We start from the raw sequence: 26053 nt of genomic DNA, 5'->3' as shown, positions 1-26053 counted from the left end.
CTGCGAGAGGAATGACGATGACCGAGGCGACCCGCGAGGCGACGCCGCCGGAAACCGTGGCGGATGTCACGACGGGGCGCGTGCGCCATCCCGAGAAGGCGCACCGCCCGGACAACCCGGTGCAGAAGCGCAAGCCGGCCTGGATCCGGGTCAAGGCGCCGACCTCGGCGACCTACCACGAGACCCGCCGGATCATGCGCGAGCACAACCTCCACACCGTGTGCGAGGAGGCGGCCTGCCCGAACATCGGCGAGTGCTGGTCGAAGAAGCACGCCACCATGATGATCCTGGGCTCGGTGTGCACCCGCGCCTGCTCGTTCTGTAACGTCGCCACCGGCAGGCCCGACCTGCTGGACCCGCACGAACCGGAGAACGTCGCCCAGTCGGTCGCCAAGCTCGGCCTCAGCCACGTGGTCGTCACCTCGGTCGACCGCGACGACTTGGCCGACGGCGGTGCGGGACATTTCGCCGAGACCATCCTGCGCATCCGCAAGGCTTCCCCGGGCACGACCATCGAAGTTCTCACCCCGGACTTCCTGCGCAAGAAGGACGCGCTGGCGATGGTGGTCGGCGCCAAGCCGGACGTGTTCAACCACAACCTGGAGACCGTGCCGCGGCTGTACGGCGAGGTGCGGCCGGGGGCGCGCTACTTCGCGTCGCTGCGCCTGCTGCAGCAGGTCAAGGAGCTCGATCCGTCGATGTTCACCAAGTCCGGCATCATGGTCGGGCTGGGCGAGGGCCGCGAGGAGGTCCTGCAGCTGATGGACGACCTGCGGTCGGCCGAGGTCGACTTCATGACCATCGGCCAGTACCTGCAGCCGACCCCGAAGCACCATGTGGTCGACCGCTTCGTCGAGCCCGACGAGTTCGACGCCTACGCCCGCTTCGCCTACGCCAAGGGATTCCTGATGGTGTCGTCGTCGCCGCTGACCCGGTCGTCCTATTTCGCGGGCGACGACTTCCGGCGGCTGCGCGATGCCCGCGACCGGCGGCTGCGCGGCGAGACCGTCAGCGAGGCCGATGCCGTGGCCGCACCGGCCGCCGGGTAACCGGGCCGGCGCGAAGCAGGATGCCGACCCACGCCGAGAAGCGGGTGGTCCCGCACACCCCCGAGCAGCTGTTCCACCTGGTCGCCGACATCGAGCGCTACCCGGAGTTCCTGCCGTGGTGCATCGGCGCCCGCATCAAGCGGCGCGATGGCCGGGTGGTGTTCGCCGACCTGGTGATCGGCTACAAGATGATCCGCGAGCGCTTCACCTCGCGGGTCGACCCGCAGCCCGACAGGCTGCGCATCGATGTGAGCTATTCCGAGGGCCCGTTCCGCTACCTGAACAACCACTGGGTCTTCGAGCCGCACCCGGACGGCTGCCTGATCGACTTCTACGTCGACTTCGAGTTCCGCAACCGCATGCTGCAGAGCGTGATCGGGCTGTTCTTCAACGAGGCGGTCCGCCGCATGGTGCAGGCCTTCGAGACCCGCGCCGACCAACTGTACGGCGGTCAGCCGCCGGCGCCGTAGGCCTGGCGGGGGATCCGGTCGGCCAGGATGCGGAGCGCGGTGCGCACCGCCTCGCGCCGGATGTCGGTGCGGTTGCCCTCGAACTCGTGACGCTCGTGGACGGTGTTGCCGCCGGTCATGGCCGACGCGAAATGCACCAGCCCGACCGGCTTGGCCGCGGTGCCGCCGCCGGGGCCCGCGACCCCGGTGATCGAGATCGTCATCAGCGCCCGCGAGCGGGCCAGCGCGCCGATCGCCATCGCCTTGGCGACCTCCTCGGAGACCGCGCCGTGCCGGGTGATCATCTGCATCGGCACGCCCAGCAGTTCGGCCTTGGCGTCGTTCGAGTAGGTGACGAAACCGCGCTCGAAGACGTCTGAGGAGCCCGGCACCTCGGTCAGGCAGCTCGCCACCAGCCCGCCGGTGCACGACTCGGCCGTGGCGATGGTCATGCCGGCCTCGCGGCAGGCGTAGAGCAGGGCCGTGGCGGCGTCGATCAGGGTCTCGGGCAGCATGGCCGTCTCCGGCAGGGGGTCATACGGGCAGGGTCACAGGGGCAGGGTCACACCGGCAGGGTCATATGGAAGGCGCGAGCGCCCAGCGGGCAGCCAGCAGGACGGCGACAGCGTAGAGCCCGGCCAGCACGTCGTCGAGCATGACGCCGACGGCGGTCTTGAAGCGGCGATCGGCCCAGCGCACCGGCGGCGGCTTGACGATGTCGAACACCCGGAACGCGACGAACCCGGCCAGCCACCACAGTGGATCGAGCGGGCAGGCGGCCAGCGCCAGCCACTGCCCGGCGACCTCGTCGATGGTCACCTCGCCCGGGTCGATCCGGCCGGAGGCCCGGTGGTAGGCCGCGATCGCCGGGATTCCGAGCATGGAGACCGCCGCGGCGGCGGCCAGCAGCAGCGGCCAGCCGCCGGCGGCCGCGATCGGCCAGGCTGCGACGGCCGCCAGCAGCGACGCCCAGGTGCCCGGCGCAGCCGGCAGGTAGCCGGTGCCGAGCGCCGTGGCGGCGAGGATCCGTGGATCGGCGAGGGACGGGCGCGGGACCGGCACCCGGCTACTCCGCGCCCGGGTCGTCGGCGGGCAGTGCGAGGGTGGCCGCCGCCTGCGCCGCCACGCCCTCCTGCCGGCCGGTGAAGCCGAGCCGCTCGGTGGTCGTCGCCTTGACCGACACCCGGTCGACCGCCACGCCGCAGATCTCGGCGATGCGCGCCCGGATGGCGTCGCGGTGCGGGCCGATCTTCGGCCGCTCGCATATCAGCGTCAGGTCGAGATGGCGGATCCGCCCGCCGCGCTCCCGGACCCGGCGCACGGCGTCGGCCAGGAACCGGTCGGAGGCCGCCCCGCGCCATTGCGGGTCGCTGGGCGGGAAATGCGCCCCGATGTCGCCGTCGGCCAGGGCGCCCAGGATCGCGTCGGTCAGGGCGTGCAGCGCCACGTCGGCGTCGGAGTGCCCGACCAGGGCGCCGTCATGGGGAATCGCCACACCGCCCAGCATCATGGCGTCGCCCGGGCCGATCCGGTGCACGTCGAAGCCGGTGCCGACCCGGGTCTCCAGGACCGCCGCCAGCCGGGCCTCGGCGCGGGCGAGGTCGTCGGCGGTGGTCAGCTTGGCAGCATCCTCGGCGCCCTCGACCAATGCGACCGCCAGCCCGGCCCGCTCGGCCAGGGCCGCGTCGTCGGTCGCCGGCGGGCCGCCGGCGGCGACCCGGTGCGCCGCCAGGATCTCGGGGTAGCGGAAGCCCTGCGGGGTCTGCGCCCGCCACAGGCCGTCCCGCGGCACGGTCTCGCCGACCATGCCGCCGGCCCCGCGCTTGAGGGTGTCGACCACCGGCAGGACGGGCAGGGCGCCCGGCGCGGCGGTCAGGGCGTCGAGCACCCGGTCGATCATCGCGCCCGGCACGAACGGCCGCGCGGCGTCGTGGATCAGCACCGCGTCCGGGTTCTCCGCCGCCAGCGACTCCAGGCCGAGGCGCACCGATTCCTGGCGCTCGGCGCCGCCGGTCACGGGCGGCATCAGGTCCAGGCCGCCGGTCGCCCGGACATAGTCGTCGCGGTGGCCGTCGGCGATCACCACCCGGACCCCGGCGACCCGCGGATGCGTCAGGAACGGCATCAGGCTGCGGCGCAGCACCGGCATCCCGGCCAGCCGGCGATACTGCTTCGGCGGTCCGCCGCCGGCCCGCTCGCCGCGTCCGGCGGCCACGATCAGGGCGATGGTCTTCACGCGCGGATGGTCCTCTCGGCCGGTCGTGGGCGGGCAAGGGGCATGCGTCGTCGCCGGCCCTGGAGCGGGGCGCGATCTTAGTGTAGGCATCCGTCCATGTCTCTCGCCCTGAACCTCTCGGCGCTCGCCGCCCTGGTGCCGGCAGCGCTGCTGGCGGTACGGCCGGTACCCGGTGCCGGACCCCGGCTCTGGCTGGCACTTGCGGTCGCCGCGGTCGGCGCGGTCGGCTGGAGCGTCGCCCGGCTCGCCGGGCACTGGGACCCCAGCCTCGGGGTGGCGCTGTGGATCAGCGTCGCCGCCACCGTCATGGTGTTCGCCGCGGTGGTACTGGTTCGGCCCTGGGCCGGCCGGCTGGCGGCGTTGCTGGGGCCGTATCTGATGATCCTGGCATTCCTGGCAACGGTGACCGACGACCCCGAGCCGGCCGGCGTCGTCGGGACCCTGCCGGAAGGCTGGGTCATCCTCCATATCCTGGTGTCGCTGGCGACCTACGCGCTGGCGACCGTGGCGGCGGTCGCCGGCCTGGCGGTGGTGCTCAAGGAGAGTGCCCTCAAGGCCAAGCGGGAGGCGGGCTGGCGCGCCTCCCTGCCGGCGGCGGCCGACGCCGACCGGCTGCAGTTCCAGATGCTGCTGCTGGCGCTGGTGGTGCTCGGCTTCGGGATCGCCTCCGGCATGGTGCTGGAACTGGACGAGACCGGCCGCCTGCTGGTGCTCGACCACAAGACCGTCCTGTCGCTCGCCTCCTTCCTGGTGGTAGCGGCCGTGCTGCTCCTGCACGCCCGTTCCGGCCTGCGCGGCCGGCGGGCCGCCCGTGCGGTCCTGGTGGTCTATCTGCTGCTGACCCTGGCCTATCCCGGCGTGAAGGCCGTGCAGGCCCTGCTTCTCGAGTAGCGCTTCCCCGCGCACACCGGCGGTTCGCCCGATACCGACGACGGTCGCGGAACGGCGTGCTTGCGATTCCGCGCGCCGTCGCTAACAATGCTCAAGAATTCATCACTGAATTGGCCTGCCTAAATTATGAGCATAGAAATCGGGCCCATCGCCCTTCAGGACCCCGTGGTGCTCGCGCCGATGTCCGGCGTGTCTGACCGGCCGTTCCGACGCATCGTCCGACGCTACGGCGCCGGGCTGGTGGTGTCCGAGATGATCGCCAGCGACGCCATGCTGCGCGAGGTCCGCGAGGAACTCCGCAAGGCCGAGATCGACGCCGACGACGCGCCGGCGGTGGTCCAGCTCGCAGGCTGGGACCCGGCGGTGATGGCCGAGGCCGCCCGCCTGGCGGTCGACGGCGGCGCCGCGATCGTCGACATCAATATGGGCTGCCCGGTGAAGAAGGTGGTCAACCGGCTGGCCGGCTCGGCGCTGATGCGCGACGAGGACCTGGCCGGGCGCATCGTCGCGGCGGTGGTGAAGGCGGTGCCGGTGCCGGTGACCCTGAAGATGCGCACCGGCTGGGACGAGAGCGACCGCAACGCCCCCCGGCTGGCCCGGATCGCCGAGGACGCCGGCATCCGGATGCTCACGGTGCACGGCCGCACGCGCTGCCAGATGTACAACGGCCGGGCCGACTGGGCATTCATCCGGCAGGTCAAGGACGCCGTCCGGATCCCGGTCGTCGCCAACGGCGACATCACCACGCCGGACGAGGCCGTCGCCTGCCTGGAACAGTCCGGCGCCGACGGCGTGATGATCGGGCGCGGCGCCTGCGGCCGGCCCTGGGTACTGCGGCAGGTGGCCGACCGGCTGGCCGGGCGCGGCGAAGGCGAGGCGCCGTCGGTAGCCGAGCTGAAGACCATCCTGGTGGAGCATCTCGAGGGGATGCTGTCGCACTACGGCGTCAACGCCGGGCTGCGCAACGCCCGCAAGCATGTCGGCTGGTACAGCCAGGGCCTGCCGGACTCGGCCGGGTTCCGCCAGGCCGTCAACAACACGGTCGAGCCGCAGCGGGTGTTCGCGGCCATCGACCGGTATTTCGACCCCCTGATCGAGCGGAGAGCGGCGTGATCGGAGCAGCAGCCAAGGCAGCGCGAAAGCGGCGCGGCGCCCCGGCGATCGACGGAAGTGCCGTGCTCAACGCCCTGCCGTCCGCGGTCGTGGTGGTGGACGGCGACAACGTGATCGTGTCGCTGAACATGGCCGGCGAGGACCTGATCGGCGCCAGCGCCGCCTACGCCGCCGGCCGACCGCTGTCGGAGTGGATTCCGGAGGACAGCCCGCTGATCGGGATGATCGAGCAGGCGCGCGACACCCAGGCCAGCCTGTCCGACTACGACCTGGTGATCGAATCGCCGCGGCTGGGCCAGCGCACGGTCAACCTGCAGATCTCGCCGATCCCGGAGTCGCCGGACTGCGTGGCGCTGTGCCTGCAGGAACGCACCATCGCCTTCAAGATGCACCGCCAGCTCAGCTATCGCGGCGCCGCCCGCTCGGTGACCGCCATGGCCGCCATGCTGGCCCACGAGGTCAAGAACCCGCTGTCCGGAATCCGCGGCGCGGCCCAGCTCCTGGAACAGTCGGTCGGGCCCGAGGACGCGACCCTGACCCGCCTGATCTGCGACGAGACCGACCGGATCTGCGCGCTGGTTGACCGCATGGAGGTGTTCTCGGACGAACGACCGATCCAGCGCGGCCCGGTCAACATCCACGAGGTGTTGGAGCGCTGCCGGCGGGTCGCCCAGAACGGCTTCGGGCGGCACGTGACCTTCGTGGAGCGCTACGACCCGTCGCTGCCCCCGGTCCTCGGCAACCACGACCTGCTGGTGCAGATCTTCCTGAACCTCATCAAGAACGCCTGCGAGGCGGTCCCGAAGGAGGCCGGCGAGATCACCCTGACCACCAGCTACCGGCACGGCATGCGGGTCGCGGTCGCGGGCTCGCTGGAGCGGCTGCACCTGCCCCTGCAGGTCACGGTCCAGGACAACGGCCCCGGCATTCCCGAGGAGCTGCGCGCCAACCTGTTCGAGCCGTTCGTCACCACCAAGATCAACGGCACCGGCCTCGGCTTGGCTTTCGTCGCGAAGACGGTGGCCGACCACGGCGGGGTCATCGAGGTCGACTCGGCGGCGCGCCGCACGATCTTCCGCCTGACCTTCCCGATCACCGAAGAGCCCAAGCCACGGCGCGTGCGCCGCCGCGGCGCCGCCGAGATGGAGGGCGCGCTGTGAGCGACGCGCGGGCCTCGATCCTGATCGCCGACGACGACCGCGCGATCCGCACCGTGCTCAGCCAGGCACTTACCCGCCTGGGACACGAGGTCAAGAGCACCGGCACCGCCGCCGGCCTGTGGCAGTGGGTCGAGGACGGCGAGGGCGACCTGGTCATCACCGACGTGGTGATGCCGGACGAGAACGGCCTCGACATGCTGCCGCGCATCCGCCGGGCCCGGCCCGACCTGCGGGTGATCGTGATGAGCGCGCAGAACACGCTGCTCACCGCGGTCAAGGCCAGCGAGCGCGGCGCCTTCGACTACCTGCCGAAGCCGTTCGACCTGAACGAACTGGTGGCCACCGTCCGCAAGGCCCTGTCGAGCCCGACCGCGGCGCCCGCCACGGTGACCGAGGGGACGCCGCCGCCCCCGGTCGCCGAGGAGGCGCTGCCGCTGATCGGCCGGTCCCCGGCCATGCAGGACATCTACCGGGTGCTGGCCCGCCTGATGGGCACCGACCTGACGGTGATGATCACCGGTGAGTCGGGAACCGGCAAGGAACTGGTGGCCCGGGCGCTGCACGACTACGGCAAGCGCCGCAACGGCCCGTTCGTCGCCATCAACATGGCGGCGATCCCGCGCGAACTGATCGAGTCCGAGCTGTTCGGCCACGAGAAGGGCGCCTTCACCGGCGCCACCATGCGGGCGACCGGCCGGTTCGAGCAGGCCCAGGGCGGCACCCTGTTCCTGGACGAGATCGGCGACATGCCGCTGGAGGCACAGACCCGCCTGCTGCGGGTCCTGCAGGAGGGCGAGTACACCACCGTCGGCGGCCGCACGCCGATCCGCGCCGACGTCCGGATCGTCGCCGCGACCCACCGCGACCTGCGCCAGCTGATCCGCCAGGGGCTGTTCCGCGAGGACCTGTTCTACCGCCTGAACGTGGTGCCGATCCGGCTGCCGGCGCTGCGCGAGCGGATCGAGGACGTGCCGGACCTGGCGCGCCACTTCTTCGCGCAGATGCCGCAGGAAGGGCTGCCGATCAAGCACCTGGACAAGCCGGCGATGCAGCGGCTGCAGCGCTATGCCTGGCCGGGCAACGTGCGCGAGCTCGAGAACCTGTGCCGCCGGCTGTCGGCGCTGTATGCCGAGGAGACCATCGGCGAGGACGTGATCGAGTCCGAACTGGCCGATGCCGCGGAACCCGAGGCAACCGAGGGCGAGACCGGGCCGGACAGCCTGTCGGGCGCCGTCGAGCGTCACCTGGTGGCGTATTTCGGCGCCCACCACGACGGTCTGCCGGCCGCCGGGCTGTACGATCGCATCCTGCGCGAGGTCGAGCGGCCGCTGGTGACACTGTGTCTGAACGCGACGCGCGGCAACCAGATCAAGGCGGCCGAACTGCTCGGGCTCAACCGCAACACCCTGCGCAAGAAGATCCGCGAGTTGGACATCCCGGTCGTGCGTGGCGTACGTTCGGAGCCCTGACGCGTCGCCAGGCTGGCCGAAACCAACGGCCGAGCATAAAACCCGGACACGATGACCGACGCCGCCGCACCCCGACCGACCGCCGGAAAGCCGGACGACCGACCGCCGGACCCGCCGTCGACGGTCCCGGCCGGGACGCCTTGGATCAACGGCTTCCTGCGCTGGGCCCGCCGGCACGACCTGGAGCGTCGGCTGGCCCTGACCCTGGCGCTGCTGGCGATCGCCTCGGGTGTCGGCACCGCGATCATCCTCACCGGCTCCGGCCCGCTCGGGCCCGAGCCGGACATGGTGCTGGCGGCGATCTACCTGAACATCGCCTTCCTGCTGGCGCTCGGCGCGTTGATCACCCGCCAGCTTGCGCGGATCTGGGTGGAGCGGCGGCGCGGTCAGGCCGGCTCTCGCCTGCATGTCCGGCTCGCCGTGATGTTCGCGGCGGTCGCCATCACCCCGACCCTGATCGTGTCGATCTTCTCGGCGGTGTTCTTCGATTTCGGGCTGCGCGGCTGGTTCAGCGAGCGCGTGGCTACCGCGGTGAAGAGCTCGACGGCGGTCGCCGAGGCGTATCTCGAGGAGCACCGCCAGACCATCCGCGGCGACGCCCTGGCCATGGCCAACGACCTGAACCGCGACGCTCCGTTCCTGCTGTCCGACACGCGCCGGTTCGACCAGGTGATGTCGGCCCAGGCGGCCGTGCGCAACCTGACCGAAGCGGTGGTGTTCGACGGCTCCGGGCGGGCGCTGGCACGCTCCAGCCTGTCGTTCTCGTTCGACTTCGAGCCGCTGCCGGAGCGCGCCATGGCGCAGGCGCGGGAAGGCGAGGTGGTGATCCTGACCAGTGAGAACGACGACCGGATCCGCGCGCTGGTCGCGCTGAACCAGTTCGTCGACGCCTTCCTCTATGTCGGCCGTTTCGTCGACCCGGCGCTGCTGGCCCATGTCGAGCGCACCCAGGAGGCGGTCTCCCAGTACCAGGTGCTGGAGGGCAAGCGGTTCGACTTCCAGCTGACCTTCGCGATCGTTTTCGCGCTGGTCGCGCTGCTGCTGCTGCTCGCGGCAAGCTGGGTCGGGCTGCTGCTGGCGGACCGGCTGGCGCGTCCGATCAGTGCCCTGATCAGCGTGGCCGAGCGGGTGCGGGCCGGCGACCTGACCACCCGGGTCTCGCCGGGCGACGCGGTCGACGAACTGGCGACCCTCAGCCGGGCCTTCAACCGCATGACCGCGCAGCTGGAATCCCAGCGGTCCGACCTGATCGACGCCAACCAGCAGCTCGACGACCGCCGGCGCTTCACCGAGGCGGTGCTCGGCGGGGTGTCGGCGGGGGTGATCGGTCTCGATCCGGCCGGCAACGTCAACCTGCCGAACCGCTCGGCGGGGCGCCTGCTGGGGCTCGATCTGGATGAGGCCATCGGCCAGCCGCTGCAGGACCTGGTCCCGGAGTTCGGCCCGCTGATCGCGGAGGCCCGGCGGCGGCCGTGGCGGGAGTCCGAGGACCAGGTCGCGGTCCAGGGCGCCGACGACCAGCGCAAGACCTTCCTGGCCCGGATCGGCGCCGAGACGGACGACGGCGAGGTGGCGGGGTTCGTGGTCACCTTCGACGACGTCACCGAACTGCTGTCGGCGCAGCGCAAGGCGGCCTGGGCCGACATCGCCCGCCGGATCGCCCACGAGATCAAGAACCCGCTGACCCCGATCCAGCTCTCGGCCGAGCGCCTCAAGCGCAAGTATCTGGGGCAGATCAGCAGCGATCCCGAGACCTTCGAGCGCATGACCGACACCATCGTCCGGCAGGTCGGCGACATCGGCCGGATGGTCGACGAGTTCTCGGCGTTCGCCCGGATGCCGACGCCGGTGATGCGGCAGGAGTCGATCGGAGACCTGGTATCCGGGGCGGTCGACCTGCAGCGCGCCGGCCGGACCGACGTCGACTTCGAGGTGGCGCTGCCGATCGACCCGATCCTGGTCACCGGCGATTCGCGACAGCTCCGCCAGGCCCTGACCAACCTGCTGCAGAACGCCGTCGAGGCGATCGAGAGCCGTCGGCAGGACGGCGGCGACCCGGCCGACGACGACTGGCACGGCCTCGTCGAAGTGATGGTAGAGCGCCAGGGGCCGCGGCTTTGCGTGACGGTTTCCGACAACGGCCGCGGCCTGCCCGAGGCCGACCGCGACCGCCTGACCGAACCCTACGTCACCACCCGCGACAAGGGCACCGGGCTCGGACTGGCCATTGTTAAGAAAATCATGGAAGATCACGGCGGCTCGGTCGAGCTACGTGATCGTCCCGGCGGCGGTGCCACGGTCAGCCTCATCTTCGAGGTCGAAGCGCCGACGCCGTCCGCAACCGACCCGGCGTCTGTGTCTCATGGCGAATGATATTCTGATCGTCGACGACGAGGCCGATATCCGGATGCTGATCGCGGGGATCCTCGAGGACGAGGGTTACGATTCCCGCGCCGCCGCCAACGCCCGCGAGGCGCTGGACGCGATCCGCCGGCGCATGCCGTCCCTGGTCATCCTCGACATCTGGCTGCAGAACAGTCACCTGGACGGGATCGGGATCCTCGACGAGATCCGCCGCGATCATCCCGACCTGCCGGTGATCATGATTTCCGGCCACGGCACGATCGAGACCGCCGTCACCGCCATCAAGAAGGGCGCCTACGACTTCATCGAGAAGCCGTTCAAGGCAGACCGCCTGCTGTTCATGATCGAGCGGGCCGTGGAATCCACCCGGCTGCGGCGCGAGAACACCGAACTGCGGCGGCGTGCCGGATCCTCGACCGACCTGATCGGGATCTCGACCGGCATCAACGCGGTGCGCGGCGCGATCGAGAAGGTGGCGCCGACCGGCAGCCGGGTCCTGATCACCGGGCCGGCCGGAGCCGGCAAGGAAGTCGTGGCCCGCCGCATCCACGAGCGGTCGCGCCGGGTCAGCGGGCCCTTCGTGGTGCTGAACTGCGCCACGCTTACGCCGGAACGGCTGGAGTCGGAACTGTTCGGGACCGAGCCGGGCGGCCGCGAACCGCGCACCGTGGGCACGCTGGAACTGGCGCACAAGGGCACGCTGCTGCTCGACGAAGTCGCCGACATGCCGATCGAGACCCAGGGCAAGATCCTGCGGGTCCTGCAGGAACAGGCGTTCCGGCGGATCGGCGGCGACACCGAGGTCGAGGTCGACGTCCGGGTGATCGCGGCCACCAACCGCGACCTGCAGCAGGAGATGGGGGCGGGGCGGTTCCGCGAGGACCTGTTCTACCGCCTGAACGTGGTGCCGATCCGCGTGCCGCCGCTGCGCGAGCGCCGCGAGGACGTGCCGATGCTGGCCCGCCATTTCGTGCGCCAGACCGCCGAGAACGGCGGCATGGCGGTGCGCGGGCTCGGCGAGGACGCGGTGGCCGCGCTGCAGGCCTATGACTGGCCGGGCAACGTGCGGCAGCTGCGCAACGTGATCGACTGGATCCTGATCATGGCGTCGGGCGACCCGCGCGAGGCGATCCGCGCCGACCAGCTGCCGCCGGAGATCGGCTCCGCCACCCCGGCCACCCTGAAGTGGGAGAAGGGCGGCGAGATCATGGGCATGGCGCTGCGCGAGGCACGCGAGACCTTCGAGCGCGAATACCTGATCTCGCAGGTCAACCGGTTCGGCGGGAACATCTCGCGCACAGCGGCGTTCATCGGGATGGAACGCTCCGCTTTGCACCGCAAGCTGAAGTCGCTCGGGGTATTCCAGGGGGACAAGCTGGTCCGCCCCGCCAGCTGAGGACGACCCATGAAAGTCATCATCTGCGGCGCCGGCCAGGTCGGCACCAGCATCGCCCGGCATCTGGCCGGCGAGAACAACGATGTGACGGTGATCGACCAGGAGCCGACGCTGATCCAGAAGATCAGCGACACCCTGGACGTGCGCGCCATCAACGGCTTCGCCTCGCATCCGGGGATCCTCGAGCAGGCCGGCGCGCGCGACGCCGACATGCTGATCGCGGTGACCTACTCCGACGAGGTCAACATGGTGGCCTGCCAGGTCGGCCACTCGCTGTTCAACGTACCCACCAAGATCGCGCGGGTCCGCAACCAGAACTACCTGCTGCCGATCTGGGCCGACCTGTTCAGCCGCGAGCACATGCCGATCGACGTGATCATTTCGCCCGAGCGCGAGGTGGCGCGCGCCATCGGCCGGCGACTGCAGGTGCCGGGCGCGCTCGACGTGGTGCCGATGGCCGACGGCAAGGTCCGGGTGGTCGGCGTGCGTTGCGTCGAGAGCACGCCGATCGTCAACACGCCGCTGCGCCAGCTCACCAGCCTGTTCACCGACCTGGCGATCGTGATCGTCGGCATCCTGCGCAACGAGCGCGCCATCGTCCCCAAGCCCGAGGACCAGATGCTGCCGGGCGACGAGGTGTATTTCGTGTGCAGCAGCGCGCATCTGTCGCGGGCGCTGGCCAGCTTCGGCCACGAGGAGGCGGAGGCGCGCAGCGTGGTGATCGCCGGCGGCGGCAATATCGGCCTGACCCTGGCCCAGGAGATCGAGCGCGACCACCCGGGCGTGGACGTCAAGGTCATCGAGTACTCGCGCGACCGGGCCAGGTTCGTCGCCCAGGCCCTGAACCGCACCATGGTCCTGAACGGCGACGTGCTCGATCCGGAGATCCTGGACGAGGCCAACATCGCTCGGACCGAGACCTTCGTGGCGGTCTCCAACGACGACGAGGTCAACATCCTGAGCTCGCTGCTGGCCAAGCGCTCCGGCTGCGCCCGCACGGTGACGCTGATCAACACCCTGACCTATGCGCCGCTGATCACCCAGCTCGGCATCGACGCGGTGGTCAACCCGCGGGCGATCACGGTGTCGTCGATCCTGCAGCACGTCCGCCGCGGCCGGATCCGCAGCGTCTACTCGGTCCGAGAGGACTTCGGCGAGGTGATCGAGGCCGAGGCGCTGGAGACCTCGCCGCTGGTCGGCCGGCCGCTGAAGGACGCGAGACTGCCGGCCGGGGTCATCATCGGCGCCATCGTGCGCGACGGCGAGGTCATCGTGCCGCGCGGCGAGACCGTGATCGCCACCAAGGACCGGGTGGTGGTGTTCGCGACCTACGAGGCGGTGAAGAAGGTCGAGAAGATGTTCGCCGTCCGACTGGACTTTTTCTGAACCGCCGGGCGTTGTAAGGAAGGTCCGTTCGCCTCCCGTCCGGAGATCCCCAGCATGTCGCGCATCGCCTATGTCAACGGCCGCTACGTGCCGCACGCGGACGCCGCCGTCCACGTCGAGGACCGCGGCTATCAGTTCGCCGATGGCGTCTACGAGGTCGTGCTGATCTTCGACGGCGCGATGGTCGACGAGATCCCGCATCTCGACCGCCTGGACCGCTCCCTGCGCGAGCTGCGGATCGTCGAACCGATGAGCCGGCCGGCGCTGCGCTCGGTCATGCGCGAACTGCTGCGCCGCAACCGGATCCGGACCGGGCTGATCTACATGCAGGTCACCCGCGGGGTGGCGCGCCGCGACCATCCGTTCCCGAAGCAGGCCCAGCCTTCGCTGGTGATGACCGCCAAGCGCATCGCGCTGCCGGCCGCCGCCGCCGTCGAGAACGGCGTGAAGGTGATCTCGATCCGGGACATCCGCTGGGAGCGCTGCGACATCAAGACCGTCGCCCTGTTGCCGAACGTGCTCGGCAAGCAGCAGGCCAAGGAGGCCGGCGCCTACGAGGCCTGGCAGGTCGACGACGACGGCCTGGTGACCGAGGGCACATCGACCAACGCCTGGATCGTCACCAAGGACGGCGAGCTGGTGACCCGCAACGCCAACGCGGCGATCCTGAACGGAATCACCCGGCTGACCCTGCTGAAGCTGGCCGAGCGCGAGAAGCTGAAGTTCGTGGAGCGCGGCTTCACCGTCGACGAGGCCAAGCAGGCCCGCGAGGCGTTCATCTCCTCGGCGACCTCCTTCGTGACTCCGGTCACCCAGATCGACGAGGCGGTGATCGGGAACGGCAAGGCCGGCTCCGTCGGCCTCGGCCTGCGCCAGGCCTATCTGGCCTACGCCGCGGGCGAGGGGCGCACGTCGTGATCGTGCTGCCGCGCCCGCGCGCGGTGCTGTTCGACTGGGACTCCACCCTCGTCGACAACTGGGGCGCCATCACCCGCGCGCTCGAGCTGACCTTCGTGACCATGGGCCATGTGCCATGGACCGAGGTCGAGGTGAGGGCGCGCGCCAAGAAGTCGCTGCGCGACACCTTTCCGGCGCTGTTCGGCGACCGCGCCGACGAGGCCACCCGCCTGTTCTACGACGGCTTCGAGGCCGTGCACCTGGAGACCCTGCGGATTCTGGAGGGCTCCCCGGAGATCCTGGAGCGGCTGCGGGCGCTGGCGGTCCCGACGGCGGTGGTCAGCAACAAGAGCGGCGGTTACCTGCGTCGCGAAGCCGCACATCTCGGCTGGGACCGGTACTTCCACCGGATCGTCGGCGCGACCGACGCGCCGCGCGACAAGCCGGCGGCGGATCCGGTCCACATGGCCCTGGAGGGCACCGGGATCGCCGCCGGAGCGGACGTCTGGTTCGTCGGCGACTCGGCGGTCGACCTGGCCTGCGCGCACGCCGCAGGGTGCACCGCGGTGCTGCTGCACCCGGAGAACCCGCCCCCGGAGGATGTGAGCCTGCATCCGCCGGCCGTGCATCTTCCCGGATGCCTGGCGCTTTTGCAGCAGCTAGACGATTGAGCGAGCGCTCCGCTGCGTTATATGTTTAGCTTGCATCTCGCAGGTGCGAGATAAATCAGGCGAGGGCCGCCTCTTGCGGTACCGGCCGGTGAGCCTCAGGCTCTAACGATAAGGAATGCAAGATGGCCGCAGAGAAGAGCCAAAGCGTTCAGGACGTGTTTCTGAACAAGATCCGCAAGGACAAGACTCCGGTAACCGTGTTCCTGGTGAACGGCGTGAAGCTTCAGGGCATCGTCACCTGGTTCGACAATTTCTGCCTGCTGCTGCGCCGCGATGCGCATTCGCAGCTGGTGTACAAGCACGCGGTGTCGACCATCATGCCGCAGCATCCGGTCCAGTTGTTCGACGCCAAGGAAGAGGCGGACGGCTGACGAGGCCCGCATGGGCACGCGCGCCCTGGTCGTCCACCCCCGGCTGAAGACCGAAGACGAGACCGGGGAGGGCGTCAGAGATCCCGAGGCACGGCTCGAGGAGGCCGTCGGGCTGACATCGGCGATCGACCTGATCACCGTGCATTCCGAGGTCGTCACCGTTGCCAGGCCGCGGCCGGGCTCGCTGCTCGGCAGCGGCCAGATCGAGCGGCTGGCACAGCTGGTCGAGACGCTGGAGATCGAGGTGGTGGTGGTCGACCGGCCGCTGACCCCGGTGCAGCAGCGCAACCTGGAGCGGGCCCTCAAGGCCAAGGTGCTCGACCGTACCCAGCTGATCCTGGAGATCTTCGGCGCCCGGGCCCGGACCCACGAGGGCCGCCTGCAGGTCGACCTGGCGTCGCTGACCTTCCAGCGCTCCCGGCTGGTGCGGTCATGGACCCACCTGGAGCGCCAGCGCGGCGGCACCGGATTCATGGGCGGCCCGGGCGAGAGCCAGCTGGAAATCGACCGCCGGCTGATCGGCGACCGCATCATCCGGATCCGGCGCGAGCTGGAGGAGGTGAAGCGCACCCGCGAGCTGCACCGGGGCGCCCGCAAGCGGGTGCCGTATCCGGTGGTGGCGCTGGTCGGCTACACCAACGCCGGCAAGTCGACGCTGTTCAACCGGCTGTCCGGCGCCACGGTAATGGCCGAGGACCTGCTGTTCGCCACCCTCGACCCCACCATGCGCCGGATCGGGCTGCCGGGCGGGCGCACCATCATCCTGTCCGACACCGTCGGCTTCATCAGCGAGCTGCCGACCCATCTGGTGGCGGCGTTCCGGGCCACCCTGGAAGAGGTGACCGAGGCCGACGTGGTGGTCCATGTCCGCGACATCGCCCACCCGGACAGCGCCGCCCAGAAGGTCGACGTGCTGGCCGTTCTGGCCGACCTGGGCATCGACGAGACGACGCGGCCGGGCCGGATGCTTGAGGTGCTCAACAAGATCGACCGGCTGCCCGAGGACCAGCGCATCGCCCTGCGGGAGCGGACGCAGGCCGGCAACGAGCCGGTGGTGGCGGTCTCGGCCGTCAGCGGCGAGGGCATCGACCGGCTGACCGCGGCGATCGCCCGGCTGCTGGGGGTCGACGACCGGCTGTGCGGCTTCGTCCTCGACGGCGCCGACGGCGCCGCCTTCGCCTGGCTCTACGCCCATGGCGAGGTGGTGGAGCGCAGCGATGACGCCGACGGGACCACGTCGGTCACCGTCCGACTGAGCGAGGCCGACGCCGCCCGTTTCGAGAAACGCTTCTCCGGATCGATCCGGCGGCCGGCGTCCTGAGCCGGTCCCGACAGCCAAAACGAGAATCGGCAGAATACTGCGGTTGACACCCGGCCGGGGGGCCTCCTATACCCTTTGGCACTCAACAACGGTGAGTGCCAAAGGCACCACCGACCCCCGCGCCGATGCGCCGGGGGTCAATCCAACGGAGGCATCCCATGAAATTCCGTCCGCTGCACGATCGGGTCGTGGTCGAGCCGATCGAATCCGACACCAAGACCGCCGGCGGGATCATCATCCCGGACACCGCCAAGGAAAAGCCGTCGCAGGGCAAGGTCGTCGCGGTCGGACCCGGCAGCCGCGACGAGGCCGGCAAGGTGCACAAGCTCGACGTCAAGGCCGGCGACACCGTGCTGTACGGCAAGTGGTCCGGCACCGAGGTCAAGCTCGACGGCAAGACCGTCATGATCATGCGCGAGAGCGACATCATGGGCATCGTCGGCTGAGCCGACGGAACCCGCGATACACGACCCGCGATACACGAAACGGAGGAAGACATGGCAGCCAAGGACGTTAAGTTCGACGTCGACGCGCGCAATCGCATGCTGCGCGGAGTGGACATCCTGGCCGACGCCGTCAAGGTCACGCTCGGTCCCAAGGGCCGCAACGTGGTCCTGCAGAAGTCGTTCGGCGCGCCGCGCATCACCAAGGACGGCGTGACCGTCGCCAAGGACATCGAGCTGTCCGACCGGTTCGAGAACATGGGCGCACAGATGGTCAAGGAGGTCGCCTCCAAGACCTCCGACGTGGCCGGTGACGGCACCACGACCGCGACCGTGCTGGCCCAGGCCATCGTCCGCGAGGGCGTGCGCGCCGTCGCTGCCGGCATGAACCCGATGGACCTGAAGCGCGGCATCGACATGGCCGTCGCGGCCGTGGTCGCCGACGTTCAGAGCCGGACCAAGAAGATCAAGACCTCCGGCGAGATCGCCCAGGTCGGCACCATCTCGGCGAACGGCGACAAGGATGTCGGCGACATGATCGCCGAGGCGATGGAGAAGGTCGGCCGCGAGGGTGTGATCACCGTCGAGGAAGCCAAGTCGCTGCACACCGAGCTCGACGTCGTCGAGGGCATGCAGTTCGACCGCGGCTACCTGTCGCCGTACTTCGTGACCAATGCCGACAAGATGACCTGCGACCTCGAGAACCCGCTGATTCTCATCCACGAGAAGAAGCTGTCCAGCCTGCAGGCCATGCTGCCGCTGCTGGAGCAGGTGGCGCGCGGCCAGCAGCCGCTGCTGATCATCGCCGAGGACGTCGAGGGCGAGGCCCTGGCGACCCTGGTCGTGAACAAGCTGCGCGGCGGCCTGAAGGTCGCGGCCGTCAAGGCCCCGGGCTTCGGCGACCGCCGCAAGGCGATGCTCGAGGACATCGCGATCCTGACCGGCGGCACCGTCGTCTCCGAGGATCTCGGCATCCAGCTCGAGACCGTCACCCTCGACATGCTGGGCAAGGCCAAGAAGGTCGGCATCACCAAGGACGAGACCACGGTCGTCGACGGCGCCGGCAAGAAGAAGGACATCGAGGCCCGCTGCTCGCAGATCCGCGCGCAGGTCGAGGAGACCACGTCCGACTACGATCGCGAGAAGCTCCAGGAGCGTCTGGCGAAGCTGTCCGGCGGCGTCGCGGTGATCCGGGTCGGCGGCGCCACCGAGGTCGAGGTGAAGGAGCGCAAGGATCGCGTCGACGACGCGATGCACGCGACCCGCGCCGCGGTCGAGGAAGGCATCGTCCCGGGCGGCGGCACGGCCCTGCTCTACGCCATCAAGGCGCTGGAGAAGGTCAAGCCGGCGAACGACGACCAGCGTACCGGCATCGAGATCGTGCGCCGCGCGATCCAGGTTCCGGCCCGCCAGATCGCCATCAACGCCGGCGCCGACGGCTCGATCGTGGTCGGCAAGCTGCTCGAGCAGAAGTCGAGCAGCTTCGGCTACAACGCCCAGACCAACACGTTCGAGGACCTGATCAAGGCCGGCGTCATCGACCCGACCAAGGTCGTGCGCACGGCTCTGCAGGATGCGTCCTCGATCGCCGGCCTGCTGATCACCACCGAGGCCATGGTCGCCGAGAAGCCGGAGCCGAAGGGCGCCGGTGGCGGCATGCCCGACATGGGCGGCATGGGTGGAATGGGCGGCATGGGCGGGATGGATTTCTGATCCCGGCCGCACTGGCTTCCGGCCCGCGACGGGCCGTGATAGGGAAGGGCCGCGGCAACGCCGCGGCCCTTCGCCGTTTCCGGAACCGGAGCCTCCCATGACGACCGTCGATCTCGACCGCGTGGCCCGGGTGCTCGCCGAGGTCGCGGAGCAGGAGATCCTGCCGCGCTGGCGCAACCTAGCCTCCGGCGACATCCGCGAGAAGACCGGGCCGAACGACCTGGTGACAGTGGCCGACGAGGCCGCCGAGCGGCAGCTGGTGGCGCGACTGCCGGCGCTGCTGGCGGGCTCGATCGTGATCGGCGAGGAATCGGTGGAGCACGACCGGTCTCTGCTGGACCGGCTGACCGAGCACCGCCCGGTGTGGATCGTCGACCCGATCGACGGCACCAAGAACTTCGCCGAGGGCAGCGACCGCTTCGGCGTCATGGTGGCGCTGGTCGACCGCGACGCCATGGTGGCGGCGGCGATCTACGAGCCGGTCACCGGCCGCGTCCTGCTGGCCGAGCACGGCGGCGGCGCCGAGATGGTCGGGCGCGACGGCACCCGGACCCGGCTGCGGGTCGCGGCACCGGCCGGCCTGGACGTCATGGAAGGCACGCTGAACTTCCGCTTCATCCCCGACGAGGACATCCGCAAGGCGGTGCGCGCCCGCGCAGACGAAGTGCTTCCCAAGCGCCACCACCGGCGCGGCTGCGCGGCCTACGACTACCGCATGCTGGCGACCGCCGAGTGGCACTTCGCCTTCTACTGGAAGAACATGCCCTGGGACCACGCGCCCGGCCTGCTGATCCACGCCGAGGCCGGCGGCTACGCCCGCCGCCTGGACGGCCGCGCCTACCGCCCGAGCGAACTGGCCGGCGGCCTGCTGGTGGCGCCTGACGAGGATTCCTGGCACGCGCTGCGCGACAGCGTGTTCGCGCCGATCGGGTAGGCTGGGGGACTACGCCGCGCGCCGCAACTCCAGCCCGGCGTCCTCGGGCAGGCCGAGCAGCAGGTTCATGCTCTGGACCGCCGCCCCCGACGCGCCCTTGCCGAGGTTGTCGAGCCGGGCGGTGACCACCGCGCGGCCGGTGGCGGCATCGGTGAACACGAACAGCTCCATCAGGTTGGTGCCGTTCAGAGCCTGCGGGTCCAGTTCCTTCAGCCCCTGGGCCTCGCCGAGCGGGGCGACCCGCACGAACCGGGCGTCGGCGTAGCGCTCGGCCAGCACCGCGTGGAGATCCGCGGCGGTCGGCGTCTTCGGCAGCGCCCACAGCGCCAGCGGGACGCTGACCAGCATGCCCTGGGCGTAGCGCGCCACTGCCGGCTGGAAGATCGGCGGATGGGCGAGGGCCGACCACCGGGTCAGTTCCGGCACGTGCTTGTGGGTCAGGGTCAGCCCGTAGCTCCAGTAGGGGTCCGGCTTGTAGCCGTCCTGGCCCTCTGACTCGTAGCGCTGGATCAGCGCCTTGCCACCGCCGGTGTATCCCGACACCGCGTTGATCGTGACCGGGAAGTCGGCCGGCACCACGCCCGCCGCCACCAGCGGCGCCAGGATGGCGATACCGCCGGTCGGATAGCAGCCCGGGTTCGACACCCGGGTGGCGCCGGCGATCGCCTCGCGCTGGCCCGGCCGGAACTCGGGGAAGCCGTAGGCCCAGCCGTCCGCGGTCCGGTGCGCGGTCGAGGCATCGATCAGCCTGGCCTTCGAGCCCTCGGCCAGCGCCGCGGCCTCGCGGGCGGCGTCGTCCGGCAGGCACAGGATCGCCACGTCGGCGGCGTGCAGGGCGTCGCGCCGTGCCTTCGCATCCTTCCGGCTGGCGTCGTCCAGCGAGATCAGCTCGACATCGCGGCGCACGGCCAGACGCTCACGGATCTGCAGGCCCGTGGTTCCAGCCTCGCCGTCGATGAAGATCCGTGCCGCCATGACCGCCTCCGGGTCGAATATCAGGTTGGTTAAGGGGGGCGGACGATACTGCAATCCGTCCCCGCTGTTGAGGGAAATCCACGCTTCGCCGTTCCAGCGCGCGCAAGGGGCTATTGCATCCCGCGCGGGTCATCCGGGCTTCGAGACAATACAGACATGTGCAGTTCGAATGTATTACGGGACTTTCTTACGCTTTTCCTCGAGCTTGATGCCGACCCAGATCTCCTCCATGGCGTCGAGCCCGGACTGATCGGGCGTCCGGCCCTGCGCCGCCAGCCGGTCCTCGACCCCGCGAAAGCGTCGTTCGAACTTGGCGTTGCAGCGCCGGAGCGCGGTTTCCGGGTCGACTCCCAGATGGCGCGCGAGGTTGACCACGGCGAACAGCACGTCGCCCATCTCGTCCTCGAGACGGTCGGCATCGCCGGCGGCGATCTCCTCGCGCAGCTCGCCGATCTCCTCCTCGATCTTGGCCAGCACCGGGCCGGTATCGGGCCAGTCGAAGCCGACCCGGGCGGCCCGGCGCTGCAGCTTCACCGATCGCATGAGCGCGGGCAGGGCGGCCGACACCCCTTCCAGCACGCTCGCCGTCCGGCCCTCGGCGGCCGCCTTGCGGGCGCGCTCCTCGGCCTTCTGGCGCTCCCAGGCACCGGTCTGCGCCTCGGCGTCGGCTACGGTAGCGTCGCCGAACACGTGGGGATGACGGCGGATCATCTTCTCGGCGATCGCGCCGGCGACGTCGTCGAAGCCGAAGCTGCCTTCCTCCTCGGCCATGCGGGCGTGATAGACGACCTGCAGCAGCAGGTCGCCGAGTTCGTCCTTCAGCGCCGCGCGGTCGCCGGTCGTGATCGCCTCGGCGACCTCGTAGGCCTCCTCGATGGTGTAGGGCGCGATGGTCTCGAAGCTCTGCTCCAGATCCCACGGGCAGCCGCCGTCGGGATCGCGCAGGCGGGCCATCACCGCCAGCAGGCGGGCGATCGGCGGACCCGGGGGCAGGTCTTCGCGCGGGGTGTCGTCGGGGGGAGGCATCATGCGACCGGGATGGCTGGTGGCGCTCGGGACCGGCGGAGACTACCCAGCCGGAAGCCCGGGGGAAAGGCCGGGTCAACGCATGGCGGCGCCGCGAACCGGTGGCTCGGGCGCCGCTCAGCGCATTGGCTATGCGCTCAATTCACTCGCAAGAGTGAGAAAGGTTCCAGATTGTAGGTTCTTCGAAGCCCCGTCCGGTCACGTCGACGGGACGGGGCGGTGCTGCTCCGGTGGATTCATGCCTGCGCACCTCCCTGGTGTCTGGCTCCGGATCGCTGCGATGACCTGCATCGCGCCCAGGCATCATCGCGCAAAACCGTCGCGCGGTGAAGCCCCATTCTCAGTTTCGCACGCAGAGACCGAGCACGGGGAATCGTCTACAATCTGACGGAGGGCTGTTTCAGGGCGGGAACCAGATTGCCCAAGGACGACGTCGGACCCGGGTGGAAGAGCAGGGCGGTGCTGCCGTCGTGGCGGAGCGTCCCGGTGCAGACGGCCGCCTCGGCCCTGGCGTTGGCCATGGCGATCCTGCTGCTCGCCGCGGTCGTCTATCTGGGTTCGACGATCGACGGGCTGCGCGATCGGCAGGCCGGCCTGCAGAGCCGCATCGTGGCCCTCGAGTCCCAGCCGTCCGGCGATCCCGCGGCCATGCGGGAACTGGCCGTCCGGCTGGAGGCGTCGATCGCGCGGACCGTGGCCTTGGAGGCCCGGCCGGCCGGGGATCCGGCGGCCCTGGAGGCCCTGGCCACCGGACTGAACGCCTCCACCGCGAGAATTGCGGCCCTGGAGGCCCGGCCGCCCGGCGATCCGGCCGCCCTGAAGGAACTGTCCGCCGGGCTGGGTGCCTCGAGCGCAAGGATCGCCGCCCTGGAGGCGGCGCCGCGCGCCGATCCCGCCGCCGTCGCAGCACTCGACTCCCGGGTGACGGCGCTGTCGGAACGGGCGGATGCGCTGGCATCCCTGCCACCCGGCGACCCTGCCGCCCTGAAGGCGCTGACCGCCGGGCTGGATGCGCACGGCGCAAGGATCGCCGCCCTGGAGGCGGCGCCGCGGGCCGATCCCGACGCCGTCGCGGCGCTCGGCAGTCGGGTGAGCGCGCTGTCGGACCGGGCGGATGCGCTGGCGACCCGGCCGCCCGGCGATCCGGCCGCCCTGGACATGCTGACCGCCGGCCTGGACGCGACGGTCGCGCGGGTCGCGACGCTGGAAGCGCTGCCGCGGAGCGATCCGGCCGTGATTGCGGCACTGGAATCCCGGCTGGCCGGACTGTCCGGCCGGCTTTCAGAGGTCGAGGCCGGCCGCGCCGCCCAGACTGCGGCAGCAACGGCCCTGCAGAGCGAACCGACCGTTCAGCGGCCGGGGGCACCGGCGGAAGGAAGCTGGACAGTTCTCGGGCAGGTCCGCTTCGGCAGTGGCGGTTTCGGGCTCGACGCTTCGGCGGTGGCCGGGATCTCCGAGATCGCCGGGGCGGCGGCCGAGACGGGTCGGCCGATCGTCGTCCGGGGCTACGCCGACCGTGTCGGGAACCCGGTCTTGAACCAGGCGCTTTCATTGCGTCGGGCGATCGCCGTGCAGCTGGCGCTGATCGATCAGGGCGTTCCGACCTGGCAGTTCCATTCCGTCGACGGATACGGCGAGGACGCGCTTCCGGTCAGGACCGCCGACGAGAAGCCGGAGCCGGGAAACCGGGTCGTGATCGTGTTCGCCGGAACCGGGCCGGCCGAGCCGGGCAGCGCATCGACCAAGTGAGCGGCTCGACGGCCGCGTTAGGGAGCGTTCCTGGCGCGTACGTAATCGCGCATAATGTATATTATGGGAAATAATGAATTACCCAGGAAGATCAAGAACCTCCGAAGAATCCGGTGCCCGCAGCGTTCCCGGCCGCGTCAGGATGCGCCCCGCCGGCGGATCCTCGAAGCCGAACCGCCGATACATCGCGTGCGCGTCGCGCGTGGCGAGTTGCCAGCGCCGCAGCCCCTGCAGATCGGGATGGTTCAGGACGCAGGCCGTCATCCAGTGTCCGAGACCGCGGCCCCGGAACCCGTCGAACACCACCACGTCCGCCAGCCATGCGAAGGTCGCCAGGTCGCTGACCACCCGGGCGAAGCCCACGGTCGCACCGGTACCCTCCTCGTAGACCGCGAAGCTGATGGAATTCTCGATCGCCCGGTCGAGCGCCTCGGCGGTCAGCGCCTCCGCCCAGTAGGTCGCGCGCAACGCCGCCAGCACCGCCGGCCGGTCGATACGACCGGGATCGCTCGACACCACGAAACCGGGCCGCCGCCAGCCGACCGGCGGCCGCTGCGACAGGCTCATTTGTAGTCGATCTGGGCCGCCGGGCAGCGGCCGTCCCGGTCGATCATGGCCCGCAGAACCGTCTTCTGCTCGCTGTCGGCGAACACCTTGGAGAACCGCACGGTCTGGTCAGAGGTCCGCAGGAACACGCGGTGCCTGCGGCACACCTCCATGAGGTCGCGCAGGAACGCCTTGGCCTCGTCGCGGGTCAGCAGGTTCTTCTGGTGATCCCTGGCGAGATCGCCCAGCAGCTTCGGATCGATCATGACGGAAGTCCGCAGCACCTGTAGGATTCGAGCATGGCCAGGGTAGCACTGGAACGGGCGCTGAAGAAACCGGGTCGGGTCCTGACCTGGCATGCCGGTGCCGGTTGCCGCTCGCACCGGTCCTCCGACCGCGAGGACTACTACACGGTGCTGCCGCCGGAGCTCGCCGGCTTCGTGCACCGCTTCGGCTCGGACACCACCGAGCCCGAGGTCCTGGAACTGTTCCTCGACGACATGCTGGTCGACCTGGCGATCGAGGAAGCCGAGTTCCGCGCCCTGCACGCCGACGACCCGCTGGTTCCGGCGATGCCGGCGGGTGCGGTGCTGTTCGAGATCCGCGGCTACTTCCAGGGCTGCCTGGAGTTCTACGTCACCCAGCACGCCGCCCCGCCGACAGACCCGTTCCGCCGCAGTCCGGAGCCCCGGTGGCTGATCCTGGCGAGCCCGAACGTACGGTCCGCCGGGCGCTGCGCCACGGCGTTCGACGACCTGCTCGACCGTTGCGACGACGTCGCCCGGCGGCACGACCTGATGCTCGATCTGGAGACCGTCCGCGACGGCTTCCGAAGCATGCTGAGACGGAAGCCGTCGCCCCGAACGTGCCCGGGAAGCGAGCGTATTCGAGCCGGCACACACGCCTGAAGGGTTTCCGGGCGCAAAATCGTTCAGGCTGAACCATCAATAGTTAACAGCTGATGAACCTGCGCCAATTGGTAGTGTACTCTCTCTCCACACCAAGATCGTGTGGAGAGAGAAATGTCCATCCAACTGATCGAGCCCTCGACTTCCGCACCAACCGGATCGGCGAGCGATTCCGCGGTTCTCGAGGACTATCTGTTCGCCGCCACCGAAATGCTGTCGCGCGACGACCTGCGGGTCACGACCGAGACCGACATGACCGGTTGGGTCGACGTCATCGCGAGCGCCCCGCGCTCGGCCGGGGTGAACCCGACCTTCAATCCGGCCAAGACCGACCACGCCGACGCCTACTGGCTGCACGTCCGGCACGGCAGCCGGACTGCCGCGGTCATCGCCGCCCGCTACATCGAATGCCCCGCCTACTACGACTTCGTGCGGGCCGGCACCCTGTGGTCCCGCGACCCTTCGGCGACCGTCGAGATCCTGATCGGTGACGCCGGTCCGGGCGGCCGGCTGGCCCATACCGGCGGCCTGTGGGTCGACCCGGACTACCGCGGGATCGGCCTGTCCTGGCTGATGCCCCGGTTCAACCACTGCTTCGCGGTCCGGCGCTGGAACCTGGACTCCGTCACGGCCATGGTGTTCGAGGGGCTCAAGAAGACCGGCATTCCCGAGAAGAACTACGGCTCGGAGGTCAGCCGGCTAATGATCGACGGGGACTTCGCGCCGACCGGCCGGCCCGAGCGCATCACCAGCCTGGAATACACCCTGCCGTTCCTCGTCGAGCGTGCTCGGCACGATGCCGAGCTGATCGGGAACGACGGCGACCAGCAGATGCGAGACCTGGCACCGATCGCGTCGCAGCGGAACGATCAGGCGGCGATAAACCGTCGTGACGTCGCTTGACGCCACGTCGACCTGGGTCAGCTCGATGTCCCCGGCCCGCTTCGCCCGGAGGTATTCGGTCATCGCGAACTGCCTCAGCGCAC

The 26053-nt window shown here is 70.2% G+C and carries 26 protein-coding genes; 19 read left to right on the top strand and 7 right to left on the bottom strand.

Features of this window, described 5'->3' with window-relative positions; genetic code table 11:
• The first annotated feature begins 17 nt into the window (after positions 1-17).
• Positions 18-1049 (top strand): lipoyl synthase, encoded by a 1032-nt coding sequence (lipA, locus tag RIC31_RS24310; RefSeq protein ID WP_350114302.1) that lies wholly within the window; start codon positions 18-20, stop codon positions 1047-1049.
• A 20-nt stretch (positions 1050-1069) separates the two neighbouring features.
• Positions 1070-1519, top strand: coding sequence for a type II toxin-antitoxin system RatA family toxin (locus RIC31_RS24305; RefSeq protein ID WP_350114299.1), 450 nt, complete (start codon positions 1070-1072; stop codon positions 1517-1519).
• Here RIC31_RS24305 and RIC31_RS24300 read toward each other — a convergent pair.
• The 3 genes from RIC31_RS24300 to RIC31_RS24290 all read right to left on the bottom strand — a co-directional run bounded on the left by RIC31_RS24300 (position 1501) and on the right by RIC31_RS24290 (position 3734).
• Positions 1501-2013, bottom strand: a complete 513-nt coding sequence (locus RIC31_RS24300; protein ID WP_350114296.1) for a CinA family protein — start codon at positions 2011-2013, stop codon at positions 1501-1503. The genes RIC31_RS24305 and RIC31_RS24300 overlap by 19 nt on opposite strands.
• Positions 2014-2074: 61 nt before the next feature.
• Positions 2075-2560 (bottom strand): phosphatidylglycerophosphatase A family protein, encoded by a 486-nt coding sequence (locus RIC31_RS24295; RefSeq protein WP_350114293.1) that lies wholly within the window; start codon positions 2558-2560, stop codon positions 2075-2077.
• 4 nt (positions 2561-2564) lie between these two features.
• Positions 2565-3734 carry a bifunctional 2-C-methyl-D-erythritol 4-phosphate cytidylyltransferase/2-C-methyl-D-erythritol 2,4-cyclodiphosphate synthase gene (locus RIC31_RS24290; protein ID WP_350114290.1) on the bottom strand — a complete coding sequence of 390 codons (1170 nt, stop codon included), beginning with the start codon at positions 3732-3734 and terminating at the stop codon, positions 2565-2567.
• A gap of 96 nt (positions 3735-3830) precedes the next feature.
• Between RIC31_RS24290 and ccsA the strand changes: the two genes are divergently transcribed.
• The 14 genes from ccsA (at position 3831) to RIC31_RS24220 (ending at position 19863) form a co-directional block, all read left to right on the top strand.
• Positions 3831-4625 carry a cytochrome c biogenesis protein CcsA gene (gene ccsA, locus RIC31_RS24285; RefSeq protein WP_350114287.1) on the top strand — a complete coding sequence of 265 codons (795 nt, stop codon included), beginning with the start codon at positions 3831-3833 and terminating at the stop codon, positions 4623-4625.
• Positions 4626-4751: 126 nt separating this feature from the next.
• Positions 4752-5738, top strand: coding sequence for a tRNA dihydrouridine synthase DusB (gene dusB, locus RIC31_RS24280; protein WP_350114284.1), 987 nt, complete (start codon positions 4752-4754; stop codon positions 5736-5738).
• Positions 5735-6898, top strand: coding sequence for a two-component system sensor histidine kinase NtrB (locus RIC31_RS24275; protein ID WP_350114281.1), 1164 nt, complete (start codon positions 5735-5737; stop codon positions 6896-6898). The genes dusB and RIC31_RS24275 overlap by 4 nt, the downstream gene beginning before the upstream one ends.
• Positions 6895-8367: a nitrogen regulation protein NR(I) gene (gene ntrC / locus RIC31_RS24270; RefSeq protein WP_350114278.1), complete on the top strand. Its 1473-nt coding sequence runs from the start codon at positions 6895-6897 to the stop codon at positions 8365-8367. Before RIC31_RS24275 ends, ntrC begins: the two co-directional genes overlap by 4 nt.
• Before the next feature lie 51 nt (positions 8368-8418).
• Positions 8419-10740 (top strand): sensor histidine kinase NtrY-like, encoded by a 2322-nt coding sequence (locus tag RIC31_RS24265; protein WP_350114275.1) that lies wholly within the window; start codon positions 8419-8421, stop codon positions 10738-10740.
• Positions 10730-12127 carry a nitrogen assimilation response regulator NtrX gene (ntrX, locus tag RIC31_RS24260; RefSeq protein ID WP_350114272.1) on the top strand — a complete coding sequence of 466 codons (1398 nt, stop codon included), beginning with the start codon at positions 10730-10732 and terminating at the stop codon, positions 12125-12127. The genes RIC31_RS24265 and ntrX overlap by 11 nt, the downstream gene beginning before the upstream one ends.
• A gap of 9 nt (positions 12128-12136) precedes the next feature.
• The gene (trkA, locus tag RIC31_RS24255; protein ID WP_350114269.1) at positions 12137-13513 is read left to right on the top strand and encodes a Trk system potassium transporter TrkA; all 1377 of its coding nucleotides are present in this window, start codon (positions 12137-12139) and stop codon (positions 13511-13513) included.
• Between the two features lie 54 nt (positions 13514-13567).
• A complete protein-coding gene (locus RIC31_RS24250; protein ID WP_350114267.1) occupies positions 13568-14431 on the top strand; it encodes a D-amino-acid transaminase in 864 nt (287 codons plus the stop codon).
• On the top strand, positions 14428-15081 hold the full coding sequence (locus tag RIC31_RS24245) for an HAD family hydrolase (protein ID WP_350114264.1): 654 nt from the start codon (positions 14428-14430) through the stop codon (positions 15079-15081). Before RIC31_RS24250 ends, RIC31_RS24245 begins: the two co-directional genes overlap by 4 nt.
• 122 nt (positions 15082-15203) lie before the next feature.
• Positions 15204-15452 (top strand): RNA chaperone Hfq, encoded by a 249-nt coding sequence (hfq, locus tag RIC31_RS24240; RefSeq protein ID WP_350114261.1) that lies wholly within the window; start codon positions 15204-15206, stop codon positions 15450-15452.
• Between the two features lie 10 nt (positions 15453-15462).
• Positions 15463-16773 (top strand): GTPase HflX, encoded by a 1311-nt coding sequence (gene hflX, locus RIC31_RS24235; RefSeq protein ID WP_350114258.1) that lies wholly within the window; start codon positions 15463-15465, stop codon positions 16771-16773.
• 158 nt (positions 16774-16931) lie between these two features.
• The gene (locus RIC31_RS24230) at positions 16932-17219 is read left to right on the top strand and encodes a co-chaperone GroES (RefSeq protein ID WP_350114255.1); all 288 of its coding nucleotides are present in this window, start codon (positions 16932-16934) and stop codon (positions 17217-17219) included.
• A gap of 51 nt (positions 17220-17270) precedes the next feature.
• Positions 17271-18929 (top strand): chaperonin GroEL, encoded by a 1659-nt coding sequence (gene groL / locus RIC31_RS24225; protein ID WP_350114252.1) that lies wholly within the window; start codon positions 17271-17273, stop codon positions 18927-18929.
• Positions 18930-19026: 97 nt separating this feature from the next.
• Positions 19027-19863, top strand: coding sequence for an inositol monophosphatase family protein (locus RIC31_RS24220; RefSeq protein WP_350114249.1), 837 nt, complete (start codon positions 19027-19029; stop codon positions 19861-19863).
• 9 nt (positions 19864-19872) lie between these two features.
• Here RIC31_RS24220 and argC read toward each other — a convergent pair whose 3' ends face one another.
• Positions 19873-20838 carry an N-acetyl-gamma-glutamyl-phosphate reductase gene (gene argC, locus RIC31_RS24215; protein ID WP_350114246.1) on the bottom strand — a complete coding sequence of 322 codons (966 nt, stop codon included), beginning with the start codon at positions 20836-20838 and terminating at the stop codon, positions 19873-19875.
• A gap of 174 nt (positions 20839-21012) precedes the next feature.
• On the bottom strand, positions 21013-21867 hold the full coding sequence (gene mazG / locus RIC31_RS24210) for a nucleoside triphosphate pyrophosphohydrolase (protein WP_502990146.1): 855 nt from the start codon (positions 21865-21867) through the stop codon (positions 21013-21015).
• Between the two features lie 483 nt (positions 21868-22350).
• Here mazG and RIC31_RS24205 point away from each other — a divergent pair, with 483 nt between their 5' ends.
• Entirely contained in the window at positions 22351-23613 is a 1263-nt protein-coding gene (locus RIC31_RS24205; protein WP_350114243.1) for an OmpA family protein, read from the top strand.
• A 78-nt stretch (positions 23614-23691) separates the two neighbouring features.
• Here the strand turns inward: RIC31_RS24205 and RIC31_RS24200 are convergent, their stop codons facing one another.
• Both RIC31_RS24200 and RIC31_RS24195 read right to left on the bottom strand, forming a co-directional pair.
• Positions 23692-24180 (bottom strand): GNAT family N-acetyltransferase, encoded by a 489-nt coding sequence (locus tag RIC31_RS24200; protein ID WP_350114240.1) that lies wholly within the window; start codon positions 24178-24180, stop codon positions 23692-23694.
• Positions 24177-24425: a hypothetical protein gene (locus RIC31_RS24195; protein WP_350114237.1), complete on the bottom strand. Its 249-nt coding sequence runs from the start codon at positions 24423-24425 to the stop codon at positions 24177-24179. The genes RIC31_RS24200 and RIC31_RS24195 overlap by 4 nt, the downstream gene beginning before the upstream one ends.
• Positions 24426-24458: 33 nt before the next feature.
• On the opposite strand from RIC31_RS24195, the gene RIC31_RS24190 reads away from it, so the two are divergent.
• Together RIC31_RS24190 and RIC31_RS24185 are read left to right on the top strand one after the other, a co-directional pair.
• Complete coding sequence (locus RIC31_RS24190; protein WP_350114235.1) at positions 24459-25067, top strand: hypothetical protein; 609 nt, start codon at positions 24459-24461, stop codon at positions 25065-25067.
• A gap of 114 nt (positions 25068-25181) precedes the next feature.
• The gene (locus RIC31_RS24185; RefSeq protein WP_350114232.1) at positions 25182-25970 is read left to right on the top strand and encodes a hypothetical protein; all 789 of its coding nucleotides are present in this window, start codon (positions 25182-25184) and stop codon (positions 25968-25970) included.
• Positions 25971-26053 lie beyond the last annotated feature (83 nt).

It is taken from the genome of Thalassobaculum sp. (genome assembly GCF_040219615.1).
Taxonomy (GTDB): Bacteria; Pseudomonadota; Alphaproteobacteria; order Thalassobaculales; family Thalassobaculaceae; genus Thalassobaculum_A.
The sequence above is the reverse complement of the archived record's forward strand: the minus strand, read 5'-3'. Positions and strand labels throughout refer to the sequence as shown.